Source organism: Rhizobium beringeri, from assembly GCF_004306515.1.
Lineage (GTDB): Bacteria > Pseudomonadota > Alphaproteobacteria > Rhizobiales > Rhizobiaceae > Rhizobium > Rhizobium beringeri.
In genome coordinates this window covers 13,661-34,727 of sequence record NZ_SILG01000002.1, presented here as the reverse complement: position 1 = coordinate 34,727, position 21,067 = coordinate 13,661, and the positions used below count along the sequence as shown (strand labels likewise).

At 61.4% G+C, this 21,067-nt stretch carries 23 protein-coding genes; 19 read left to right on the top strand and 4 right to left on the bottom strand.

What is annotated here, in order from left to right; all coding sequences use genetic code 11:
- Window positions 1–16: 16 nt before the first annotated feature.
- The 10 genes from ELH03_RS23850 to ELH03_RS23805 all read left to right on the top strand — a co-directional run bounded on the left by ELH03_RS23850 (window position 17) and on the right by ELH03_RS23805 (window position 9,435).
- The gene (locus tag ELH03_RS23850) at window positions 17–850 is read left to right on the top strand and encodes a substrate-binding periplasmic protein (protein WP_128404277.1); all 834 of its coding nucleotides are present in this window, start codon (window positions 17–19) and stop codon (window positions 848–850) included.
- 62 nt (window positions 851–912) lie between these two features.
- Complete coding sequence (locus ELH03_RS23845) at window positions 913–1,695, top strand: amino acid ABC transporter ATP-binding protein (RefSeq protein WP_130660269.1); 783 nt, start codon at window positions 913–915, stop codon at window positions 1,693–1,695.
- Window positions 1,696–1,722: 27 nt separating this feature from the next.
- Window positions 1,723–2,385, top strand: coding sequence for an amino acid ABC transporter permease (locus ELH03_RS23840; protein WP_130660268.1), 663 nt, complete (start codon window positions 1,723–1,725; stop codon window positions 2,383–2,385).
- A 9-nt stretch (window positions 2,386–2,394) separates the two neighbouring features.
- Entirely contained in the window at window positions 2,395–3,060 is a 666-nt protein-coding gene (locus tag ELH03_RS23835; protein WP_130660267.1) for an amino acid ABC transporter permease, read from the top strand.
- 31 nt (window positions 3,061–3,091) lie between these two features.
- On the top strand, window positions 3,092–3,970 hold the full coding sequence (dapA, locus tag ELH03_RS23830; RefSeq protein ID WP_130660266.1) for a 4-hydroxy-tetrahydrodipicolinate synthase: 879 nt from the start codon (window positions 3,092–3,094) through the stop codon (window positions 3,968–3,970).
- Window positions 3,971–4,040: 70 nt separating this feature from the next.
- The gene (locus tag ELH03_RS23825; RefSeq protein WP_165420531.1) at window positions 4,041–5,279 is read left to right on the top strand and encodes an NAD(P)/FAD-dependent oxidoreductase; all 1,239 of its coding nucleotides are present in this window, start codon (window positions 4,041–4,043) and stop codon (window positions 5,277–5,279) included.
- A gap of 33 nt (window positions 5,280–5,312) precedes the next feature.
- Window positions 5,313–6,803, top strand: coding sequence for an aldehyde dehydrogenase family protein (locus tag ELH03_RS23820; protein WP_130766954.1), 1,491 nt, complete (start codon window positions 5,313–5,315; stop codon window positions 6,801–6,803).
- A complete protein-coding gene (locus ELH03_RS23815; RefSeq protein WP_130766753.1) occupies window positions 6,800–7,834 on the top strand; it encodes a proline racemase family protein in 1,035 nt (344 codons plus the stop codon). The genes ELH03_RS23820 and ELH03_RS23815 overlap by 4 nt, the downstream gene beginning before the upstream one ends.
- Before the next feature lie 9 nt (window positions 7,835–7,843).
- Window positions 7,844–8,608 (top strand): SDR family NAD(P)-dependent oxidoreductase, encoded by a 765-nt coding sequence (locus tag ELH03_RS23810; protein WP_130766752.1) that lies wholly within the window; start codon window positions 7,844–7,846, stop codon window positions 8,606–8,608.
- A gap of 71 nt (window positions 8,609–8,679) precedes the next feature.
- Window positions 8,680–9,435, top strand: a complete 756-nt coding sequence (locus ELH03_RS23805) for an SDR family NAD(P)-dependent oxidoreductase (RefSeq protein ID WP_130766751.1) — start codon at window positions 8,680–8,682, stop codon at window positions 9,433–9,435.
- A 103-nt stretch (window positions 9,436–9,538) separates the two neighbouring features.
- Here ELH03_RS23805 and ELH03_RS23800 read toward each other — a convergent pair whose 3' ends face one another.
- Genes ELH03_RS23800 through ELH03_RS23790 form a run of 3 tightly spaced genes read right to left on the bottom strand, consistent with a single transcriptional unit; the run spans window position 9,539 to window position 12,010 of the window.
- On the bottom strand, window positions 9,539–10,123 hold the full coding sequence (locus ELH03_RS23800) for a TadE/TadG family type IV pilus assembly protein (protein WP_130766750.1): 585 nt from the start codon (window positions 10,121–10,123) through the stop codon (window positions 9,539–9,541).
- Between the two features lies 1 nt (window position 10,124).
- Entirely contained in the window at window positions 10,125–10,652 is a 528-nt protein-coding gene (locus ELH03_RS23795) for a TadE/TadG family type IV pilus assembly protein (RefSeq protein WP_128404284.1), read from the bottom strand.
- On the bottom strand, window positions 10,649–12,010 hold the full coding sequence (locus ELH03_RS23790) for a TadE/TadG family type IV pilus assembly protein (protein WP_128404285.1): 1,362 nt from the start codon (window positions 12,008–12,010) through the stop codon (window positions 10,649–10,651). The genes ELH03_RS23795 and ELH03_RS23790 overlap by 4 nt, the downstream gene beginning before the upstream one ends.
- Window positions 12,011–12,558: 548 nt before the next feature.
- Between ELH03_RS23790 and ELH03_RS23780 the strand changes: the two genes are divergently transcribed.
- Both ELH03_RS23780 and ELH03_RS23775 read left to right on the top strand, forming a co-directional pair.
- Window positions 12,559–13,557, top strand: coding sequence for an ABC transporter substrate-binding protein (locus ELH03_RS23780; RefSeq protein ID WP_130766748.1), 999 nt, complete (start codon window positions 12,559–12,561; stop codon window positions 13,555–13,557).
- A complete protein-coding gene (locus ELH03_RS23775) occupies window positions 13,541–15,316 on the top strand; it encodes an adenylate/guanylate cyclase domain-containing protein (protein ID WP_245504888.1) in 1,776 nt (591 codons plus the stop codon). Before ELH03_RS23780 ends, ELH03_RS23775 begins: the two co-directional genes overlap by 17 nt.
- A 175-nt stretch (window positions 15,317–15,491) precedes the next feature.
- Here the strand turns inward: ELH03_RS23775 and ELH03_RS23770 are convergent, their stop codons facing one another.
- Window positions 15,492–15,845 (bottom strand): MarR family transcriptional regulator, encoded by a 354-nt coding sequence (locus ELH03_RS23770; RefSeq protein ID WP_128404288.1) that lies wholly within the window; start codon window positions 15,843–15,845, stop codon window positions 15,492–15,494.
- A gap of 91 nt (window positions 15,846–15,936) precedes the next feature.
- Here ELH03_RS23770 and ELH03_RS38020 point away from each other — a divergent pair, with 91 nt between their 5' ends.
- Genes ELH03_RS38020 through ELH03_RS23735 form a run of 7 tightly spaced genes read left to right on the top strand, consistent with a single transcriptional unit; the run spans window position 15,937 to window position 21,065 of the window.
- Window positions 15,937–16,476, top strand: a complete 540-nt coding sequence (locus ELH03_RS38020) for a hypothetical protein (RefSeq protein ID WP_130766747.1) — start codon at window positions 15,937–15,939, stop codon at window positions 16,474–16,476.
- On the top strand, window positions 16,476–17,138 hold the full coding sequence (locus tag ELH03_RS23760; protein ID WP_130766746.1) for a lytic transglycosylase domain-containing protein: 663 nt from the start codon (window positions 16,476–16,478) through the stop codon (window positions 17,136–17,138). Before ELH03_RS38020 ends, ELH03_RS23760 begins: the two co-directional genes overlap by 1 nt.
- A complete protein-coding gene (locus tag ELH03_RS23755) occupies window positions 17,135–17,434 on the top strand; it encodes a TrbC/VirB2 family protein (protein WP_130766745.1) in 300 nt (99 codons plus the stop codon). The genes ELH03_RS23760 and ELH03_RS23755 overlap by 4 nt, the downstream gene beginning before the upstream one ends.
- Before the next feature lie 5 nt (window positions 17,435–17,439).
- Window positions 17,440–17,778, top strand: a complete 339-nt coding sequence (locus ELH03_RS23750; protein ID WP_130766744.1) for a VirB3 family type IV secretion system protein — start codon at window positions 17,440–17,442, stop codon at window positions 17,776–17,778.
- On the top strand, window positions 17,771–20,137 hold the full coding sequence (locus tag ELH03_RS23745; protein ID WP_130766743.1) for a VirB4 family type IV secretion/conjugal transfer ATPase: 2,367 nt from the start codon (window positions 17,771–17,773) through the stop codon (window positions 20,135–20,137). The genes ELH03_RS23750 and ELH03_RS23745 overlap by 8 nt, the downstream gene beginning before the upstream one ends.
- A complete protein-coding gene (virB5, locus tag ELH03_RS23740; RefSeq protein ID WP_130766742.1) occupies window positions 20,137–20,835 on the top strand; it encodes a P-type DNA transfer protein VirB5 in 699 nt (232 codons plus the stop codon). Before ELH03_RS23745 ends, virB5 begins: the two co-directional genes overlap by 1 nt.
- Window positions 20,832–21,065: an EexN family lipoprotein gene (locus tag ELH03_RS23735; protein ID WP_130666525.1), complete on the top strand. Its 234-nt coding sequence runs from the start codon at window positions 20,832–20,834 to the stop codon at window positions 21,063–21,065. Before virB5 ends, ELH03_RS23735 begins: the two co-directional genes overlap by 4 nt.
- Window positions 21,066–21,067: the final 2 nt, after the last annotated feature.

Genomic DNA, 21,067 nt, shown 5'->3' with positions numbered 1-21,067 from the left:
GCAAAGAGGAATGCCGATGCTTTCGAAGTTGATAACGTCCGCCTTGCGGGCGCTGCCCGCGCTCGCTCTCATGGGAGGTCTTTCCGCCACCGCTGCACAGGCTGAGACCGCTGAGGGATATTGGCAGGGTGTGCAGAAGGCGGGCGTGTTGCGCTGCGGCGCAGCCGTTGCTCCGCCCTATGTCATGCGCGATCCGGCGACCGGAGAATATTCCGGCTTCTTCGCCGATCTGTGCAAGGAATTTGCCGAAGTCCTGAAGGTGAAACCCGAATTCGTCGATACGACCTGGGACAATATCGTCGCCGGCCTGCAGGCCGGCAAATGGGACCTTTCGCTGGCGCTGAACCGGACGCCGACGCGCGCCATGGCCGTGCAGTTCTCGATCCCGGCGATGGAATACCAGATCTCGCTCGCCTATAACAAAAACAACCCGAAAATTACAGCCGGTGCTGCCTCGGTCGCCGATATCGACAAAGCAGGCGTGACCCTTGCCGTCATGTCCGGCACGGCGCAGGACAAGGCAATTTCCGCATCGGTGAAGAACGCCACGATCATGCGTCTTCCCGGCAACGACGAGACCCGCCTGGCGGTAACCTCGAAGCGTGCCGACATCCTGGTCGACGCCTCCGACACCAACCAGCTCTTCACCCAGTCGAACCCGGACTGGGCGGTGGCGATAAACCCGACGCCGGCGCTCGCCAAGCAGGGCGTCGCTTTCGGCATGCCGCACAATCTTTCGGCCGCTGACGTCGAAGTGGTCGATATCTTCCTCGAAGAAAAGGTCGCGACCGGTCACGTCGATGAGCTGATCAAGAAGGCGGTCGACGAAGTCCTCAAGGGCGCAAAGTAACCTCGCCGGGCCGGTGCGAGGATCGCGCCGGCCCTCTCCAGCTTCGATCATCGGAGATTGGCATGACCACGTCCTTCAGCCTTCCCCTCGTGAAAATGCAGGCGCTCCACAAAAGCTATGGCAACGGAGCCATTCAGGTGCTGAAAGGCATCGACATCGAAATGAAACCCGGCGAACGCGTCGTCGTCATCGGCCCGAGCGGCGGCGGTAAGAGCACGCTGCTGAGAGTGATGATGGGGCTGGAGCAGATCGACAGCGGGTCGGTCAATTTCGATGGAAAGCCTTATATTTCTTCCGAAGGCGCGCGGGGGAAGACCCAGATCGACACCAATGTCCGCCGTTCGATCGGCATGGTCTTCCAGCACTACACGCTGTTTCCGCATCTCAACGTCATTCAGAACCTGGTTCTCGCTCCCTGCAAGGTGCGTGGAGAAGCCAAGGCGAAGGCTGTGGCCCGAGCCCAGGCGCTGCTTGAGCGGTTCGGGCTTGGCGCCAAGTCCAATGCCTATCCGGCTCAGCTTTCCGGCGGACAGAAGCAGCGCGTCGCGATCGCCCGCGCGCTGATGCTCGACCCGAAGCTGATGCTGTTCGACGAGGTCACTTCGGCTCTGGACCCGGAACTTGTCAGCGAGGTGGAGCAGGTCATCCTGCAGCTCGCCGCCCAGGACATGCCGATGATGATCGTGACGCATGACATGTGGTTTGCCAAGAACATCGCCTCCCGCGTCATCTTCTGCGCGGGCGGCGTGGTCGTCGAGGACGGCCCTCCCGAGCAGGTGCTCGGCGCCCCACGCGAGGAGCGGACGAAGGAATTCATCGACCGCGTCTTCCACATCAAGCAGTAGGCCACATCCAGCAGCAGGGAGTGCATCGTGAACTATACGTTCGACTTCAATGCAGTATCCATCGCTCCGCTTCTGCAGGGGCTGTGGGTTTCGCTGGAGCTGACGGCTGCGGCGAACGTCATCGGCATCGTCTTCGGCTTCGTGCTCGCCCTTCTGATCATGAGCCCCTACCGGGTGGTGCGGCTGCCGTTCATGCTGTTCGTCGAATTCTTCCGCTGCACGCCGGCCATCGTCCAGATCGTCTGGATATTCTATTGCGTGCCGATGTTGTTCGACGTCTTCCTCGACCCCGTGACGATGGGCATCCTGGCGCTCGGGCTCAATCTGATGGCGTTCAACGCCGAGGCCTACCGGGCGTCCATCCAGGCGGTTCCGCGCGAACAGCTCGACGCCGGCATCGCGCTCGGCCTCAATCCGCTGCAGCGGGTACTCTACATCGTGTTCCCGACGGCGTTCCGCGCATCGATCCCCGTGCTTCTGACCAACGGTATCGTCATCTTCCAGCAGAGCGCGCTGGTTGCGATCGTGGCCATTCAGGACCTGATGTACCAGGGCAAGACGCTGGCCACCGAGACCTATCGGCCGATCGAGACCTTTACGGTCGTCGCTCTCATCTATTTCGCCGTGTCCTTCCCGATAACCCAGATCGTCGGCCTGCTCGAGCGCCGCCGTCAAATCCTTGTCAGCTAGGAGGCCAGAATGACACTCGACTTCTCGATCCTGCTGCGCTTCGAGCACGCACTTCTGCTCGGCCTGTGGATGACGATCAAGCTGACGGTCATCTGCATCGTGCTCGGATGCACTCTCGGCTTTCTCGTCGGCCTGATGAGGACGTCGCGCAACCTCGCACTTCGCGCGATCTCCAGCATCTACGTCGAATTCTTCCGCGGCACGCCGGTGCTAATCCAGCTCTTCTGGATATTCTTCTGCCTGCCGCTCATCCTTGGTGTCGAACTCTCGAACCTGGCGTCGGGGGTCATCGCACTGACGCTCTATATGGGCGCGATCACCAGCGAGACCTTCCGGGCGAGCCTCAAGTCCATCGGCCAGGAGCAGTTGGACGCCTGCGTCGCCCTCGGCCTGCCGCGCAGGAGCCAGGTGGTGAACGTCGTGCTGCCGCAGGCCGTGCTGCGCGCAATCCCGACGCTGCTGTCGAACTGCGTCAGCCTCTTCAAGGAGAGCGCCCTGGTCTCTGCCGTCGGCATGGCGGATCTGATGTTCGTCGGCCAGAACATCTCCAACAACACGGCCCGTCCCGTCGAAGTGCTGACGGTCGTCGCCCTCATTTACTTCGTGATCGCCTTTCCTCTGACGCGAGCCGTCTCGCTCGTGGAAGGCCGGATCCTGAAGAAACTCGCAATCTGAAGATAGTCGTTCCCAGACAGGAGAATTCCCCATGAAACTTTCCGGCGTCATGCCCGCGCTCATCACTCCCTTCGACGCGAATAACAAGATCGACTTCAAGGCGTTCGAAAAGCACCTGACGGCGCTGCGTGCGGCAGGCGTCACGGGCTGGGTGCCGATGGGTTCGACCGGCGAATACTTCTCCCTCTCGAACGAGGAGCGCGACCAGGTGCTCAAGTTCGTCAAGGACTTCGCCAATGACGACGAGATACTGATCGCCGGCACCAACGCGCCGGCCACCCGCGAGGTGATCGAGAACACGGCGCGCGCCAGGGAGATCGGCTATGACACGGTTCTGCTCGCCACCCCCTTCTACACACGTCCGACGCAGGACGAACTCCTCGCACACTACCGCGCCGTGCTTGACGCTACGGGTGTCAATCTCATCCTCTACAACTATCCTCCGAAGGACGGCATCGAGATCTCTTTTGACTTGATGGATGCGCTCGCCGACGATCCGCGGGTGATCGGCATCAAGGAGAGCTCGGGCGTTCTGCAGCGCGCCGTCGACATCCATTCGCGCTATAGGGGTCGCATCGACCTCGTCTCGGGTTCCGATGATATCGCGCTGGACTTCATGTTCTGGGGCGCGGATTCCTGGATCTGCGGTCCGGCCAACTGCATGGCGAAAGCGTGCTGCGACCTCGACCGGACGTTCCGTTCCGGCGACCTCGAAAAGGCCCGCGAGATGATGACGGTTCTCTACAGAGCGCTGAACATCCTCGAGAGCGGCAAGTTCGTCCAGAAGATCAAATATGGCTGCGAGCTCCAGGGCACACCGGTCGGCACCTGCCGCGCGCCGCTCGGCGAACTGACCGAGCTGGAGAAGGCCGAATTCAAGGCGGCGATGCAGCCGATCCTCAACTGGTAACAGGCCTCGAATGATAACAGTTACGGGGCGGCCAAGCCGCCCCGAACCCACTGAAATTGCGAGGTTCGCCGTGTCATCCATCGTGGTCGTCGGCGCCGGCATTATCGGCACCACAATCGCCTATGAACTGCAGCGCCGGGGAAAGACCGTCACTTTGCTCGACAAGGCGGCGCCGGGCCGCGGCGCTTCCTATGGCAACATGGCAAGCATCGCCGTCACCGAATTCATGCCGGCATCGCGTCCGGGCATCTGGGCGCAGATGCCGAAATGGCTGCTCGACCCGGAGGGCCCGGTCCGCATCCGGCCAGGCTATCTGCCGACATTGGTGCCCTGGTTCGTGCGGTTCCTGGCTGCAAGCCGCCCCTCGAAGCTGAGGGAACTGGAGGCAGCCGGCGCCGTGCTTTGCCGGCGCGTCTATGAAGACCTGGACGCGCTCCTGAAGGAAACCGGCCTCGGACACATGCTGACCGCCGAGGGGTGCCTCAGCCTCTATGCCGATGACGCCGAGTTCAAAGCCGATCGGGAGCACATCGAAATCCTGGAGCGCTTCGGCTTCAGGCACGAAATCCTGGGAGGCAACGCCCTCCGGGACCTCGAGCCTGTTTTGACGACGAAGATCGGCAAAGCGGTCCTCTTTCCCGACAACCGGTCGATTACCGATCCCTACAGGCTTGTCGTCGCGCTGTCGGAAAGGTTCGGGCGGCTCGGCGGCAGGATCGTTCAGGGTGATGTCGTCGATTTCGAGCAGGGCGACGCCGGCATTTCAGCGCTTCGATTGGCAGATGGGCGCACCATTGCGGCCGACGAGGTGGTGCTTGCGGCCGGCGCCTTCACCGCAAGGCTTTCCGCCCTGTTGCGGGAGCATATCCCGCTCGAAACCGAACGCGGCTACCACACGCAGATCATGGAGCCTGGCATTTCGATGCACCATTCGATCATCTGGCCGGCGCGCGCCTTTATGGTCACGCCGACGGCGGGCGGCATCCGCGTCGGCGGCACGGTCGAGATGGCCGGTCTCGACGCGCCACCCGATTATCGGCGCGCGAAGATCTTGGTGAAGCGGGCTCAGGAGGCATTGCCGGATCTGAAGGTCCGGCAGGTGACGGAGTGGATGGGACATCGCCCGGCGCTGCCCGACACCGTCCCGGTCATGGGGCCTTCCGCCAAGCGTCGCAACGTCTGGTACGTGACCGGCCACGGGCATCTCGGCCTCACCTATGCGGCGACGACCGGCCGCCTGATGGCCGATCTCATCACGGGCGTCGAACCGCCCGTAGACATGAAACCCTATCGCGTCGACCGCTTCTGAGAGCGGCGTCGGCGCAAGGCGAAGGGAGTGACTATGCGAAGCGAACTCTATATCGACGGACAATGGGTGAAGCCGGTCAAGGGCGGAACCTGCGAGGTGATCAATCCGGCGACCGAAGAGGTGATCCACAGGATCGCCGCCGCAACGGCCGAAGACGTCGACCTCGCTGTGAAGGCCGCGCGCCGCGCCTTTGACAAGGACGGCTGGCCGAAGCTGACCGGAGCCCGGCGCGCCGGATATCTCCGGGCCATTGCGGCCGGCATCCGCGCCCGCCAGGCCGAGATCGCCCGCCTCGAAGTCCTCGACAACGGCAAGCCGTTTCCGGAGGCCGACTGGGACGTCGCCGATGCGGCGGGCTGTTTCGATTTCTATGCGGGTCTGGCCGAACAGCTCGACAACAATCCCGAGGAGGCGATCGCGCTTCCCGATGCGCGGTTCACGTCCAAGGCGGTTCGCGAGCCGATCGGTGTGGCGGGCGCGATCATTCCCTGGAACTATCCGTTGCTGATGGCGGCATGGAAGGTCGCCCCGGCGCTCGCCGCCGGCTGCACCGTCGTGCTCAAGCCCGCCGAACTGACATCGCTGACGGCGCTCGAGCTCGCGGCAATCGCAGACGAAGCCGGGCTGCCTCCAGGCGTCCTCAATATCGTAACGGGCGCTGGCTCGGTCGCCGGACAGGCAATCATCGATCACGGCCAAGTCGACAAGCTCGCATTTACCGGCTCCGGACCGGTCGGCTCGAAGATCATGGCTGCGGCTGCCCGTGACATCAAGCGCGTCAGCCTGGAGCTTGGCGGCAAGTCGCCCTTCGTCGTCTTCGAGGACGCCGATATCGACAAGGCCGTCGAGTGGATCATGTTCGGGATCTTCTGGAACCAGGGCCAGGTCTGCTCGGCGACTTCAAGAGTCCTCGTGCAGGACACCCTCTACGAACGGTTGCTCGCGCGTCTGATCGAGGAAACGAAAAAGATCAAAATCGGCAACGGCCTGGACGAGGGCGTCCTCCTGGGGCCGCTGGTTTCTAAGCGCCAGCACGAGCAGGTCGTTGCGGCGATCGAAAAGGCCCAGCAAGCCGGCGCTACGGTCGCCTGCGGCGGAGTGCGCCCTGAAGGATTCGACAAGGGCTACTACCTTCAGCCGACCGTTCTGACCGACGTTCCGCTCGACAGCGCCGCCTGGGTGGAGGAGATCTTCGGGCCTGTCGTCTGCATCCGGCCCTTCAAGACCGAAGAGGATGCGGTCGAGCTCGCCAATGACTCCCGCTTCGGCCTGGCCGCTGCCGTGATGTCGAAGGACGAGGCCCGCGCCGAACGGGTGGCAGCGGCCTTCCGCGCCGGCATCGTCTGGATCAACTGCTCGCAGCCGACATTCACCGAAGCGCCCTGGGGCGGCTACAAGGAATCCGGCATCGGCCGCGAACTCGGACGCTGGGGCCTCGACAACTATCTCGAGACCAAGCAGATCACCCGCTTCGCCAGCGAAGATTCCTGGGGCTGGTACATCAAGCCGGAGGCGGCCAAATGAACTGGAACCGGACCCTCGATCTGCTGCAGGTCCACTGCCAGGGTGAGATCGGCAAGATCATCGTGGCAGGAGCGCCTGAAATACCTGGCGCGACGATGCTGGACAAAATGAACCACCTCAACACGGTCGACGACAGTCTGCGCCGCTTCGTCACCTTCGAGCCACGCGCCAACGTCGCCATGTCCGTGAACCTGCTGGTCGCGCCGACCCGCAGCGATGCAGATGCAGGCTTCATCGTCCTCCAGGCCGACCGTGCCCACCCGATGTCCGGCAGCAACTGCATCTGCGTGGTCACAGCACTTCTCGAGAGCGGGCGGGTGCCGATGTCGGAGCCGGAGACGGTCGTCCGCCTGGACACGCCCGCAGGCCTCATCGTCGCGCGTGCCGCCTGCCGCGACGGCCAGTGCCTGTCCGTCAGCCTCGACAACGTGCCGAGCTTTGCCGAAGCGCTGGACAAGGAGGTGGAAACGCCAAAATGGGGCCGCATCAAGATCGACGTCGCCTTCGGCGGCGTCTATTACGCGCTCGTGGACGTCGGGCAGATCGGCCTCGATATTGCGCCTGCCAATGCCCGGCTGCTCGCGGAAGCCGGTATCGAGCTGAAGTCGCTTCTCGCTGGGCAGGTCTCGGTCGCCCATCCCGTGCTTGGCGGTATCGATGAGATCGCTTACGTGATGTTTCGCGGATACGAGGCCGATGGCGCGGTAAGGACCTGCACGACCCTGCAGCCCGGCCGTGTCGACCGCTCGCCGTGCGGGACCGGCAGCTCGGCGAACCTTGCCGCGCTCTATGCCCGTGGTCAGATCTCCGTCGGAGGCCGCAGGACGTCGCGGTCGATCATCGGCGGCGAGTTTCTCGCCGAGGTGATCGGCGAGACCGAGGTGGGCGGCCGCCGCGCCGTGCTGCCGAGGATAACCGGCCGCGCCTTCGTCTATGGCCGGGAGCAACTGCGCATCTCCGACGACGATCCCTTCGCTGCAGGATTCGCTCTATCCGACACCTGGGGACCCCAGGTCGGCCTGCTTGGTTAGGAGCTCAACATGTCTCTCGTTCAACCACTCACCGGTCAGACCGTCCTCGTCACCGGAGCGTCGGGCGGTATCGGCGCAGCCATCGCCGAGCGCCTGTCTGCCGAAGGAGCCCGACCCATCATCCATTACGGGCGCGACAGGCAGCGCGCAGAAGCTTTGCTTCGTAAGCTCGGCGGAAACGGCCTGATCGTCCAGGCCGATCTTTCCCGTCCGGACGGCGCCTTCGCGCTATGGCGCGAAGCGCTCGCGGCAGCGGGGCGCATCCATGCCGTCGTCAACAATGCCGGCATCCGCAGCGAGATTTCGATCGACGCTGATCCGTCCGAATGGCGGACCGCCTGGCAGAAGGAGTTCCAGGTGAACTTCTTTGCGGCGGCGGATCTCTGCAAGGAAGCGCTCTTGCATTTCAGGCAGAATGGTGGCGGGCGGATCGTCAATATGGCAAGCCGCGCCGGCCAGCGCGGCTATGCGGCCGACGCCATGCCATACGGCGCGACGAAGGCGGCACTGATCAATCTCACAAAGTCGATTGCGCGCAGCTTCGGGCGCGACGGCGTCGTCGCCGTCTCCATTGCGCCGGGCTGGGTGCGGACCGATATGGCCGAGGACTTCGTGGTGAGGCACGGAAAGGATGCGGCAGTAGGCGACATTCCGATCGGCGAGATGGCCGAGACGGGGGAGATCGCCGAGCTGGTGGGGTTCCTGCTTCGCCCTTCGCAGGCCTCGGTCAACGGGGCGACCTTCGACGTGAACGGCGGCAGCTACATCAGATAGAGCATTCCAGCAAAAGCGCGCAGCGATTTTGCGTCCGGAATTGTGTGAAGACAAAGGGAAGAGGTTCCGAGATGAAAAGATTTCTGAGCAGGGTCGCCGTCGTGACGGGCGGCGGAGGCGGCATCGGGTCGGCCATCTGCAAGCGACTGGCCGATGAGGGCGCTTTCGTCGTGGTGACGGATGCGAACGCGCAGGCGGCGAGCGAGGTTGCCTCCGGCATAGAGGCAGTCGGCGGATCGGCAACCGCCATCGGAGCCGATATCTCCCGGAAGCCGGAATGCGTCGACCTCATCGAGAAAGCCTTTGCGATCAAGGGCCGGCTGGACGTCCTGGTCAACAATGCCGGCATAAACCGGCGCGGAAACCTGCTGTCGCTCACGGATGAAGACTGGCAGACGAGCTTCGCGGTCAATCTGGATTCGATGTTCCATCTCTGCCGCGCGGCGCTGCCGCATATGATCGCTGCCGGCGGCGGTGCGATCGTCAATACCGCCTCGCAATGGGGACTTTACCCCGCGCCGAACCACATCGCCTACAACACGACCAAGGCGGCGGTTGCCGCCTTCACCCAGAACCTCGCCCGCGACTATGCGCCCGACAAGGTCCGGGTCAATGCCGTCTGCCCCGGCGAAATCCATACGCCGATGCTCGAAGCAGGCGTTACGCGCGCCGGCCGGACGATCGCCGATCTCGACAAGCTCGTCCCCTACGGTCGTATTGGCAAGCCGGAGGAGGTGGCGGCGCTCGTTGCGTTCCTCGCATCGGATGAAGCGGCCTTCATGTGCGGCTCGCTCGTGGAAATCACTGGCGCGCAACCCGTGGCTTGAAAGCGCCGGTCGAGCTCGGTGACGGCATGTCGGACGCACAATCCTGCGTTCGTTTCGGATTTCATCCGTTTACGAGGCGAGAAGGCTGTGAACGATCTCCGGCTTACTTGTAAGTTATCGTGTCGCCGACCCGCGGGCGATTGAAGTAATGGCGATCGAAGCTATAGCCATTCTGCCCGGTGAAGTTTGAAAAGAATGCCGAGACCGGCGTCGTCAATGTGTACTGCACCCTGGTCAGCACCACCTGCACGCCGTCATCCTGGATCTCCGAAGGGACCTCGATTGTGCTCGCCGCGCCGGAGTTAAGTGCGGAGGTGTTGAGTGCTGCAGACCAGTTGACCGTGGCACTGCCGCTTTTGGCGATATCGTCCACCGCGACGGTGATCGTCAGCCCTGTCGTCTCATAGGGCTGCAGGATGAAGCTGGCGCCGGAGAGAAGCTTGGCGACATCGGACTTCGTCCAGGAGCCCTGCTGTGAAATCATGTCGCCTGTGGAAGAGGCGATCTCGTCGATCTTTCTGCTGACCGTGAGCGCATGGCCGAGATCGACCGTGCCGAACAGGAGCATCACCAGGATCGGCAAGACCAGCGCGAATTCCACGCCCGAAGCCGCCGACCGGTCGCGCATGAGATGACGGGCGCGGGATCGGGCAAAGCGGAAGAAGGACAGGCTCCGTTTCGTGATCATGTCAGAAAGGCTCGTTGCGGAACAGAACGGAAGATCCGAGCAGGTAGCGGCCGTCGGAAAGCTTGGCGCTCGACAGGCTGAAGAAATTGACGACGGCTGTCCATGGCAGGAACGTCTGAACCAGGATGTAGTCGCTGCCCTTGCCGATATCATAGGTTTCGGTGACCGTGAGATTGCCGCTGTCATCGATGGGGTCGGTGCTGGCGGCGGACGAGAGGTCGGAAAGCACGATCACCTTGACCAGGAGATCGCTGGAGCAGCTGAACGAGAGAAGCATGTCGCTGCAAATTCTGGCCTTGAAATCGGCCAGCGTGACCTTGGAGGACGCAACCTCGCCGGTGCGGATCATCCGGGAGATCTTGTGTACCGAAGCATCCAGCGCCGAGTTGACGAAGAACATCAGCGACACTTCGATAATGCCGAATATCATGATGAAGAGCGGCAGGGCCAGGATCGCAAATTCGATCGCGGCGACCCCTGTGCGATCGCCAAGCAGGCGGTGCAATGCTGTGTGTTTGCCTCGCCTCATTGGGTCAGCCGGACGGATGCGAGATATTGGGTGAACAGCGCCGACAGGCCTGCCGTGATCTCGGCCGACGACGAGGCTGATAGGAACAAGCTCTTGGACGATGCACAGTCGGAAAGCGCATAGGGGATGTAGTCGCGCCTTGTGATGCTGGTCGACACGCCACTTTGCATGGTGCCACCATAGGTGCCTTTCCAGTTGGCGCTGGCCATGGTCGAACCGACGGTCGCGTTGTAGCCCCAATCCGACGTGAGCGGCAGGTATTCGGTATAGAGAACCGCCATGGTGGCGGACTGGTTTTTGACGTAGGCGCACCAATCCGGATTAAGCGGCGCGACTTTGTTCCAGTATGTCCCATACGTCGCCTGCCCGTTCTTCCATGTCACCTTGTCGGTCACCCATTCGCGCTGCGACTGGACGCCGTCCGTCAGCAAGAGAACCAGCTTGAGCGGCGAGTTCGAGGAGGTTCCGTCCCCGCCGGTGCCGACTTTCTGCTTGAGCGTCGCAAGCGACACGTCAAAATAAGTGGCTGCCTTCGAGGTGGCGCTGGTGAGGCCGTAGCTTGAGTTTGTCAGGCGGTTGCGCGCCGTGTCCGTGCTCAGCGTCGGGGCCAGGACTTCCGTGAGGGTATCGCCGAGACTATATAATCCGACCTTGATGCGTTGATGATTGCTGTCTGAGGTGTCGATCAGGGCAAGCACGTCCTTGACGGCGTCGCCGGCGACATCGGCGCGCAGCTTTATGCTCTTGGCCGTGCTGTATTCATAGTTGTTATTATATGTCTTGTTGCCAATTTTGTGCGCATCGCCCGTGTGGCAGGCGAACTGGCAGCCGATGCCGGAATACATGGTCGACTGGCCGGCCGTTGTTGCCGCCAGAAGCATCGACGGCGACGTGTCGATGACGATATAGACGTTAAGATAGGAGGTGGCCGGCCCCTTGACGGCGCTTGCCACGCTCACGGGAACGGTGTCGATGTTGGCGATCTTCATCAAAGTCGTCGGAACCGTGCCGCTCGCCGTCGCCGTGATCTTATGGTTTGAAGTATCGATGTCGATGTCGCCAAGCGTATAGCTGTTTTCCACCTGCGCGTGGAACCAGTCGGAAACCTTTTGCTTGAGAGCGACGGCGTCGTCGGTATCAATCTCTTTGACTGCCGCGATCAGGGCTGTGTCGAGGTCGCTCTGCATCCTTTGGCGGACATTGTACGTACGAATATAGTCGAAGCTTGCGCCAACTGCGACGATCATCGGCACCAGGGTAAGGGCAACGACGATCGCGACATTGCCGCCCCTGTCCCTTCCGAGACGGCGAAGGGTTTTTAAGACCCGATCAAGTGAATATGAAAGACCCGAGCGCAAAAAACACCACCGTCAATAAGTCATACTAATGTGCAAGAAGTATCCAAATTGCTTAAGTCTTTGTTAATTCCTGCGTTTTCCGATAGAATGCGGGCCGCCGACGAATGGATTCCTGCGCAAATTGTATATGTTTGCGAATTATGGATATCCGCGAGATAATATATCCAAGGTGGCTGAACCTGCTTGGCTGGCAAATGTTGTCCGGTCTGTCTGCGTTCGCGGAGGGGCCCGCTAACGCGGCGATCAGCGCATCGATCGGCCGCTGGAGCGGTCACCCTTACACAAATTGCCCACAGGCAGCCGCATCTCCATTTGCTCTTATCGCAATCAGAGCCAACAGATCTTACGGAATTCCAGCAACCGCCGACCAGGCTGCCCGTGCTACCAATCCGCGCCAATTTCGACTATACTTTGGTCCACCGAATATGTTGGCTTGTTCGTCGGTCGTTCCTTCGGGAGAAGGGCGCTTCGAAATGTGAGTTTGCAGCAATTAGCCGGATCTCATCATCCCACCCGTTATGTGCCGTGGGTCAGCGAGGGGTGTTCGGATGAAACCGAAACGACGTCCCTTCCTCAAACTTGCAGTCGCGCTGGCGATGAGCTTTCCTGCTATCGCCGCCGCGCAGCAGACGTCGGCCAAGACGCCACGGATCGGCCTTCTCGCCTGGTGGCCTTGCGGTATGCCGTATGCGAGCAAAACCAGTGAGTTCGGCATGTTCATGCAAGGGCTTCACGACCTGGGCTACACGCTGCACGAACTCAGCTTCGAATGCCGGAGCGCGAGTAAGCAAGACAGTCGCCTTGCGGCCGCGGCGAGGGACCTGGTGCAACTGCCCGTGGATGTGATCGTGACGTCGTCTCAGCCGGCGGCGCATGCTGCCCAAGGAGCGACCGATGCGATTCCAATCGTGACCATCATCAGCGGTGACCCAGTTGCGGCAGGCTTGGCGAGAAGCCTCGCAAAACCTGGGGGCAATCTCACGGGCGTCACTTATTACGCCACCGAACTAGCCGCCAAACGGCTGCAGCTTTTGATGGAGGCCATACCGGGGCTTGCCACTGTCGGCGTGCTTGCAGACCCGGTGGTGTCATATCTCCCATTCGAAACGGACACCAAGCAAGCTGCTCGCCACCTCGGAGTGGCTTTGAGCCTCCAGCAAGTCAGCGAGCCGGGCGAACTCGATGCTGCGTTCTCGCGCATGAAGGCCGATGGCGCTCAAGCTGCCTTGGTGCTTCCAGACCTCATGCTGGCCGACCAGTCGTCGCGAATCGCCGCCTTGGCGATCGAGCATCACCTGCCGATCATGGCTTGGGGCTCGTGGTACGTCGCAGACGGCTGCCTGATGGCCTATTCGGCGGACTATGGTGTAATGCAACATCGGCTCGCCTATTATGTCGATCGCATTTTGAAAGGAACCAAGCCAGGGGAGTTGCCGATCGAGCAGCCGACGAAGTTCGACTTGTCGGTCAATCTGAAGACGGCAAATGCACTCGGGATCGAGCTGCCGCAGACGGTTTTGCTGATGGCTGATGAAGTCATCGAGTGAGGATGGTGTGCGGCGTTCGCTCCAGCTTCAAGCCGCCCCGATGCGCCGATCGCTGTTCCGGAAGTACTTCCTCGCCTTCTTCGCTGCGGTCATTGTTCCGCTGGCTGTTAGCGGCATCGGCGACGCCTGGTTCGGCTATCGCGACCAGCGTGCAATGCTCAGCGCTCTATTGCGGGTGGAGGCCACATCGGCGGCCGGCAAAATTCAGAGCTTTCTCGACGGCATCAAGGATCAACTGGGTTGGACGGTTCAACAAGCCTGGACCGCTGATGCCGAGGGACACCATCGGCTCGATGCACTGCGGGTGATGCGCCAAGCCCCGGCGATCGTCAGCATCACCCTTGTTGACGATGCCGGCGTCGAACGGCTGCATGTCTCCCGTATCGACTTGAACAGGATGGAAGGCGGATCGGATCGCTCTGGCGATCCTGCTGTCGTGGGAGTTCGTTCGAATGGCACATGGTTTGGGCCGGTCACTTTTCGCGACGGCTCCGAACCGTTCATGACCATGGCCATGGCCGGAAACCGCAAGGCAAGTGGCATCGTCGTCGCCGAAATCAACCTGAAGCTTGTCTGGACGGTTGTTTCGGAAATTCGCGTCGGTAGTCGTGGCCGGGCGTTTGTTCTCGATCGGACCGGCCGGCTCATCGCCCACCCGGACATCAGCAAGGTGTTGCAGGGCACGGACGAGAAGACAGCGGCGGCCCTCACCAGATTGCGGGACGAGATCGCCGCCGCAGGGGGAGAGGCGACCACGGCCAGCAACTTCGAGAACGAACCGGTCGTGACCGCCATGGCGGCGATCCCCAATCTCGGTTGGACCGTGTTCGTGGAGCAGGCGCAGGCCGAGGCTTTCGCACCGCTGTATGCGTCGTTGTGGCGGACGGGTGGCCTGCTGCTCGCCGCCGCCGTCTTCGCATCGGCGCTTGCCTACTGGCTTGCCAGGCGGATGACCGGACCAATCCGCCTGCTGGAGGAAGGCACCGAAAAAATCGGTGCTGGACAGTTCGAGCACCGGATCGACATCGCCACAGGAGACGAATTCGAACGGCTGGCGGACCGGTTCAACGAAATGGCGCAAGAACTCGCCGTATCGCGGGATCGTTCAGAGCGAATTGCACGGCTGAAGCGTTTTCTGGCGCCCCAGGTCGCGGAACTCGTCGAAAAGTCCGGCGACGAGAGTGTGCTGGCCGGACAGCGCGCAGAAGTCGTCGCTGTATTCTGCGATTTACGTGGCTTCACGGCTTTTTCGGCGCACGCCGAACCCGAGGAGATCATGCAGGTCTTGCGCGAGTACTATGAGGCGCTCGGCACGATCATCACACGCTACGGGGCCACGCTGACCAACTTCGCGGCAGACGGTTTGATGGTGCTCGTCAACGCCCCGGTACCGTGCGCAGACCCGGCACTTCGTGCTGTTGAGATGGCGATCGACATGCAGGACGCCATCCAGCGCCTGATCGCCGAATGGCGTCTGCGCAGTCATGCGATTGGCTTCGGCATTGGACTGGCAATGGGATGGGCGACAGTTGGCCGAATTGGTTACGAAGCCCGTGTTGACTACACCGCGATCGGACATGTCGTGAACCTGGCATCGCGACTCTGTTCGTCCGCCGATGATCGGCAAATCCTCGTGGATCACGCCGTGGCGCAATCCGTGCTTGGAAAAATTCTATTGGTCGCTCTCGGCCCGCGGCAGCTCAAAGGTTTCGACGAGCAAATACCTGCGTGGAAGGTCGGAACGCGCCAGGGAGAGTGACCACAGCGATCTTTCCGGTTTCTTGTTGGGCCGGCGAAATGGCGATCGAGCGCCCCAATGTGCCCGGCACGCGTCTCACCCTTCGCCCTGGATGCCGTGCCCTGGATTGGGGATGTCAACCAACTCGCGCCCTTGATGATTGATAGGCAATTAAAATCGTCACTTAAAACCGTTGTCATCCGGCTCCGAACGAGGTCAGTTTCTCCAGAAGCGCTTCCGAAATCTCGAACTGGCGCGCTGTTCCGCGCCCCATCGAGTTCTTGACGATCGTCTCGTCCAACATTCCTCGTCTCACCAGAAGATCCACCGTCTCCTTGACGCCAGTGCGCGTCAGAGCGGTAATTTCCATAATGCTGGAAAGGGTTAGCTTCTGGTGCGCCTGGTTCATGCTGTATAGGATCGTCATCATGCCGACCTGCTTCAGCCTTGCCTGAGGCGTCTCGTCTTCAAGGGGATGATCGAGGATCTCATGCAGGATGAGACCTGAGAAAGCCAGATTCCGCCATTGGGTCGTGAGTGCTCTTGTCATGTTATTTTACTGTGTTATATAATTCAGTATAAGTTGGTCTACAGACAAACCACCTCTTCCGCAATGGGATGTCCGTTGAAGGGTCGTGCTCATGAAAAACCTTCTGTTCAACTCAGTCGTGGCGGCCAGCTGCATGTTGCCACCCTACCTTACTTCACCTGGCAGGGCGCAAGCAAATGATTGGGGTTGCGAGGTTATCCTGTGCCTCTCCAACCCTGGAGGCCCGACGCAGTTCGCGGAATGCAGACCGCCGATCCAAAAACTGTGGCGGGAGCTTGCCGAGGGGCATTCGTTCCCGACATGCAGGGGCGCTACCTTCCACAGTTCGCGTCCGGGCTATGAGCCGTATTACTGCGAAACCGGATACCGGCTGGAAAGCGATTATGGTCCGCGCGGGCAGGAAACAACCTGCGTGTCGACAGCCCTCCAGCCGGTGAGCGATGCATTCTGCCCTCATGTTGGGGACGGGTATAATTTCAGCAACGGTTCGGTTCAGTCCCCGCGATGGCAGCTGCTGGATGGACGGCGCCAATGCATGGGCTACCCGACCGCCCGCCCGAACGTCAGATCGCAGCCCCACTATGTCGACGTCACAATCGACGGGGCGGCGACGCAGCGGGTCTGGTACTGATGGTCGTCGCTTTCATGGACCTCGCCCAGAGCTGCGCACCCATGGTGGACGTCAGGACGCTCGCCGCCGTCATCAGTCTCGAGAGCGGTTTCAGCCCCTTCGCCATTCGTATCAACAGCGGCCCACCGCTTGAGCGCCAAGCCGCGTCGAAGGCCGAAGCGATCGAACTGGCGACCGCCCTTGTTGCGGATCGGCAGGACATCCAGATCGGGCTCGGCGGCGTCGGCGAGGCGGAGTTGCGCAGGCTCAAGCTTTCGATTTCGGATGCGTTCGATCCCTGCCTGAACCTCAAGGCGACGGCTACCCTGCTCGACGGCTATTATCGCCTGGCCCTGCGCGCCGGCGCCGATGCGAAGCAGGCCGAAAAGGTGATGCTTCAGTCCTACTACGGGCGTGACGATCCGTCTGTTGGCGAAATGATCAAATATGACGAGCAGGTTCGCCAGGAAATGGTCCGCCTGCCTTCCGACCTGGCATCTCTCGCTATCGCCGAGCCTCGTGAAGATGCCCCTCGCGCGGACCAGCCAGCCAGCCGGGAGACAACCCCGGCCGAACACTTCCCTCCGCAATTCAGTGAAGCCCCATCGTGGGACGTCTTCAACGCTCGGCGCTCATCCCGGGTTCTCGTGTTTCAGAATGATCAATCGGAGCAAAGTGAATGATCCCAAAAATAAACCTTCGCCCTGTCGCGGCCTCTCTCCTGATGGCAGCAGCCATCATCGCCTGCCTGGTGGAGCCGGCTTTCGCCCAGGCAGCCGGGATCGAAACCGTCCTGCAGAACATCGTCGACATGCTGACCGGCAACATCGCCCGGCTGCTCGCGGTCATCGCCGTCATCATCATCTGCATTGCCTGGATGTTCGGCTACATGGATCTGCGCCGCGCCGGCTTCTGGATCATCGGCATCGGCGGGATTTTCGGCGCGACGGAACTCGTCAATACGATCGTTGGAAGCTGATCATCATGCCGACAGCCGTCGCTATCGAGGAAGAAATCCTGTTCCTTGCCTGCACCCGCCCGGCGATGATCGCCGGCGTGACGATGGAGGCGATGGGCGTGAACGTCATGCTGACGACGATCCTCTACATCACCGCGGGATCAATCGCCTACGCGCTGGTCGGCGTGGTGTTCCACTTCATATTCCGCACGCTCGTCAAACACGACCATAACATGTTCCGGATCCTGATTGCCTGGATCGAGACGCGCGGCCGGTCGCGTAACGCCGCCTATTGGGGTGGGGCCACACTCTCACCCTTGATCCTCATCCGGCGCTTTGACGAAAGGGATTTGAGCCTTGCCTAGCATCGCAACGCTTCGCTTGCGTGAACTCGGGCCGGAAACCTTCATTCCGCACGTCCGTCACGTCGACGAGACAACGATCGCGCTCGAATCCAGGGCGCTGATGATGATGCTCGCGCTCGATGGCATATCCTTCGAGACCGCCGATGTCCTGGATCTCAACAGTCTGCACCGCGACCTCAATACGCTCTACCGCAACATCGCCGATGAGCGCCTGGCGCTCTGGACACATGTCATTCGCCGCCGCGACAACGACTATCCGGACGGAGAGTTCGCCAATCGTTTCTCGCAGGGGCTGAATGCAAGATACCGCGACCGCATGATCGGAGAGGATCTGTTTCGAAACGATCTGTACCTCTCTCTTGTCTGGCATCCGGGCCGGGACCCCGCCGAAAAAGCGGCCAACCTTCTTTCACGCCTGCGCAAGGCGCGCCGCACCGGCGTCGAAGTCGACGAGGATGCCCTGAAGCACCTGCAGGACAAAGTATCCGACGTGACCGCCGGGCTGAAACGCTTCGAGCCTCGGGTGCTCTCCCTCTACGAGCAGGACGACATCATCTTCTCCGAACCGAGCGAGGTCCTGCATCAGATCGTCGGCGGCCGGCGGGAGCGCATTCCGCTGACGGAGGGCAGGATCTCCTCGGCGATCTACTCGGATCGGGTGATCTTCGGGCGCGAGACCATCGAGATCCGTCATGAGGCCGAAAGCCGCTATGCCGGCATATTCGGGTTCAAGGAATATCCGGCGACCACCCGCAGCGGCATGCTCGACGGCATTTTGACGGCGCCGTTCGAGCTCATCCTGACGCAGTCTTTCTCCTTCGTCTCGAAAGCCGATGCGCGCACGATCATGGGACGCAAACAGAACCAGATGGTAAGCGCCGGCGACAAGGCGGCGTCGCAGATCGAAGAACTCGGCGATGCCATGGACGACCTGGAATCGAACCGCTTTGTGCTTGGAGAGCACCATCTGGCGCTGTCGGTCTTTGCGCCCTCGGTGAAGGAACTGACCGACCATATGGCGAAAGCACGGGCCTCTCTCACCAACGGTGGCGCGGTCGTTGCCCGCGAGGATCTCGGGCTCGAGGCGGCCTGGTGGGGGCAGGTGCCGGGCAATTTTCGCTATCGCGCAAGATCGGGCGCCATCACCTCGCGAAATTTTGCAGCACTCGCCCCCTATCATTCCTATCCCACCGGTAAAAAGGACGGCAATGAATGGGGACCGGCCGTCGCCATGCTGAAGACTGCCTCCGGCTCGCCCTTCTATTTCAATTTCCATCACAGCGACCTTGGCAACACCTTCGTCTGCGGCCCGTCTGGCACCGGCAAGACGGTGCTCCTCAACTTCATGCTCTCCCAGCTCGAAAAGCATGATCCCCACATGGTCTTCTTCGACAAGGATCGCGGAGCCGACCTGTTCGTCCGGGCGGCGGGCGGCACTTACCTGCCGCTTCGAAACGGTGTTGCCACCGGCTGCGCGCCGTTGAAGGCACTTGAACTCACCCCGGAGAACAAGGTGTTCCTCGCCCGCTGGGTCGGTCAGCTGGTCGGATCGGCAAAGCGCGAGCTGACCGTCTTGGAACTGCGCGACATCGCCTCGGCCATCGATGGCCTGGCCGACCTCCCGGTCGAAAGACGTTCGATCGGCGCCTTGCGCACCTTCCTCAACAACACCGACCCCGAAGGCATCGCCTCGCGGCTCAGGCGGTGGGAGAGGGGAGGGCCGCTCGGCTGGGTGTTCGACAACGAGACCGACGACATCGGGATTGGCGCCAAGTTCATCGGATACGACATGACCGACTTCCTCGACAATGAGGAAATCCGCACCCCGTTGATGGCCTACCTGTTCTTTCGCATCGAGCAGCTGATCGACGGGCGGCGCATCATCATCGTGATCGACGAGTTCTGGAAGGCCTTGCAGGACGAAGGCTTTCGCGACCTCGCGCAGAACAAGCTGAAGACGATACGCAAACAGAATGGGCTGATGTTGTTTGCGGCCCAAAGCCCGCGCGACGCGATCGTCTCGCCGATCGCTCACACGATCATCGAGCAGTGCCCGACGCAGATCTTCCTTCCCAATCCGCGCGGCGACCATGCCGATTACGTCGACGGGTTCAAACTGACGGAGCGCGAGTTCGAACTGCTCTCGCGCGAGCTTTCGGTCGAGAGCCGACGCTTCATCGTCAAGCAGGGTCACAACAGCGTTGTCGCCGAATTGAACCTCAGGGGTTTCGATGACGAGCTCGACATCCTGTCCGGCCGCACCGCGAACGTCGAACTTGCCGAGGCGATCCGGGCGGAGGTCGGCGACCGGCTCGAAGACTGGCTACCCGTGTTTCAGCAAAGAAGGAGAACGGATTGATGGAAAGGGTCAGAATAGTGTTTGCGCTGGCGATGATGGCTGCGCTGTCGCCCGCAGGAACGGCATTCGCACAGGGCATTCCGGTCATCGATGAGACGGCGATCGCCAAGCAGATCGAGAGCATTACCCAGCTAAAATCGCAGCTCGACACGCTCAATCAACAGCTTCAGCAGGCACAACAGCTTTACGCATCGCTGAACAAGATCACCAACATGGCCGATGTCGCCGGTGTGCTGAACGATCCGTCGATCCGCAAGGCATTGCCGCAGGATTTCAAGGACATCGAAGGGCTGTTCAAAGGAGCAGGCACCGGTGTCTTCGGTAGCTCCGCCTCGCAATTCCTCGAACAGAATTCGACCTATCGCACAGATGCCAATGATTTCTATGCGCAGGAACTGGCCCGCGCCCAGAACCAGAATGCCGGCCAGATGAGCCTCGGCCAGCAGATCTACGATGCCGCCACCAAGCGCATCGACGGCATCGATCAGTTGCGCCAGCAGATCTCAGGTGCCGCGGATGCCAAGGATATCGCCGACCTTCAGGCTCGCCTCCAGGCCGAAACCGCCTTCCTGCAAACCGATGTGCTGCGCATGCAGGCCCTGCAGATGGTCCAGCAGGCTGAGGTTCAGGTCGACGACCAGCGCAAGGCCGAGGATTGGCGCAAGCGCCTCGATGCCATGGGAGAGGCCCTCAAATGAAACATCTCCTGCTTGGCATTGTCATGCTCACCCTTTCTGGCTGCTTCGGCGAGGAAGACAGGATCTACACTGTCGACGAGCTGATGGCTGATGAGGTCCTGCTGGCGAAGATCACAAGTGAATGCCGCAACAACCCCGGCGCCTTGCGTCAGACGCCCAATTGCCAAAACGCCGAGGCGGCGGACTGGCGGGTTCGGCTTCATCTCCCGCGTAAATCGCCAGGAGGCTGAGT

What these genes read in the sequence shown, in the direction of transcription:
- ELH03_RS23735 (WP_130666525.1), top strand. Translation starts at nt 20,832, where the DNA reads ATGAAACATCTCCTGCTTGGCATTGTCATGCTCACCCTTTCTGGCTGC.
- ELH03_RS23755 (WP_130766745.1), top strand. Translation starts at nt 17,135, where the DNA reads ATGATCCCAAAAATAAACCTTCGCCCTGTCGCGGCCTCTCTCCTGATG.
- ELH03_RS23800 (WP_130766750.1), bottom strand. Translation starts at nt 10,123, where the DNA reads ATGATCACGAAACGGAGCCTGTCCTTCTTCCGCTTTGCCCGATCCCGC.
- ELH03_RS23845 (WP_130660269.1), top strand. Translation starts at nt 913, where the DNA reads ATGACCACGTCCTTCAGCCTTCCCCTCGTGAAAATGCAGGCGCTCCAC.
- ELH03_RS23805 (WP_130766751.1), top strand. Translation starts at nt 8,680, where the DNA reads ATGAAAAGATTTCTGAGCAGGGTCGCCGTCGTGACGGGCGGCGGAGGC.
- ELH03_RS23835 (WP_130660267.1), top strand. Translation starts at nt 2,395, where the DNA reads ATGACACTCGACTTCTCGATCCTGCTGCGCTTCGAGCACGCACTTCTG.
- ELH03_RS23780 (WP_130766748.1), top strand. Translation starts at nt 12,559, where the DNA reads ATGAAACCGAAACGACGTCCCTTCCTCAAACTTGCAGTCGCGCTGGCG.
- ELH03_RS23850 (WP_128404277.1), top strand. Translation starts at nt 17, where the DNA reads ATGCTTTCGAAGTTGATAACGTCCGCCTTGCGGGCGCTGCCCGCGCTC.
- ELH03_RS38020 (WP_130766747.1), top strand. Translation starts at nt 15,937, where the DNA reads ATGAAAAACCTTCTGTTCAACTCAGTCGTGGCGGCCAGCTGCATGTTG.
- virB5 (WP_130766742.1), top strand. Translation starts at nt 20,137, where the DNA reads ATGGAAAGGGTCAGAATAGTGTTTGCGCTGGCGATGATGGCTGCGCTG.
- ELH03_RS23795 (WP_128404284.1), bottom strand. Translation starts at nt 10,652, where the DNA reads ATGAGGCGAGGCAAACACACAGCATTGCACCGCCTGCTTGGCGATCGC.
- ELH03_RS23760 (WP_130766746.1), top strand. Translation starts at nt 16,476, where the DNA reads ATGGTCGTCGCTTTCATGGACCTCGCCCAGAGCTGCGCACCCATGGTG.
- ELH03_RS23810 (WP_130766752.1), top strand. Translation starts at nt 7,844, where the DNA reads ATGTCTCTCGTTCAACCACTCACCGGTCAGACCGTCCTCGTCACCGGA.
- ELH03_RS23770 (WP_128404288.1), bottom strand. Translation starts at nt 15,845, where the DNA reads ATGACAAGAGCACTCACGACCCAATGGCGGAATCTGGCTTTCTCAGGT.
- ELH03_RS23750 (WP_130766744.1), top strand. Translation starts at nt 17,440, where the DNA reads ATGCCGACAGCCGTCGCTATCGAGGAAGAAATCCTGTTCCTTGCCTGC.
- ELH03_RS23820 (WP_130766954.1), top strand. Translation starts at nt 5,313, where the DNA reads ATGCGAAGCGAACTCTATATCGACGGACAATGGGTGAAGCCGGTCAAG.
- ELH03_RS23775 (WP_245504888.1), top strand. Translation starts at nt 13,541, where the DNA reads ATGAAGTCATCGAGTGAGGATGGTGTGCGGCGTTCGCTCCAGCTTCAA.
- ELH03_RS23815 (WP_130766753.1), top strand. Translation starts at nt 6,800, where the DNA reads ATGAACTGGAACCGGACCCTCGATCTGCTGCAGGTCCACTGCCAGGGT.
- dapA (WP_130660266.1), top strand. Translation starts at nt 3,092, where the DNA reads ATGAAACTTTCCGGCGTCATGCCCGCGCTCATCACTCCCTTCGACGCG.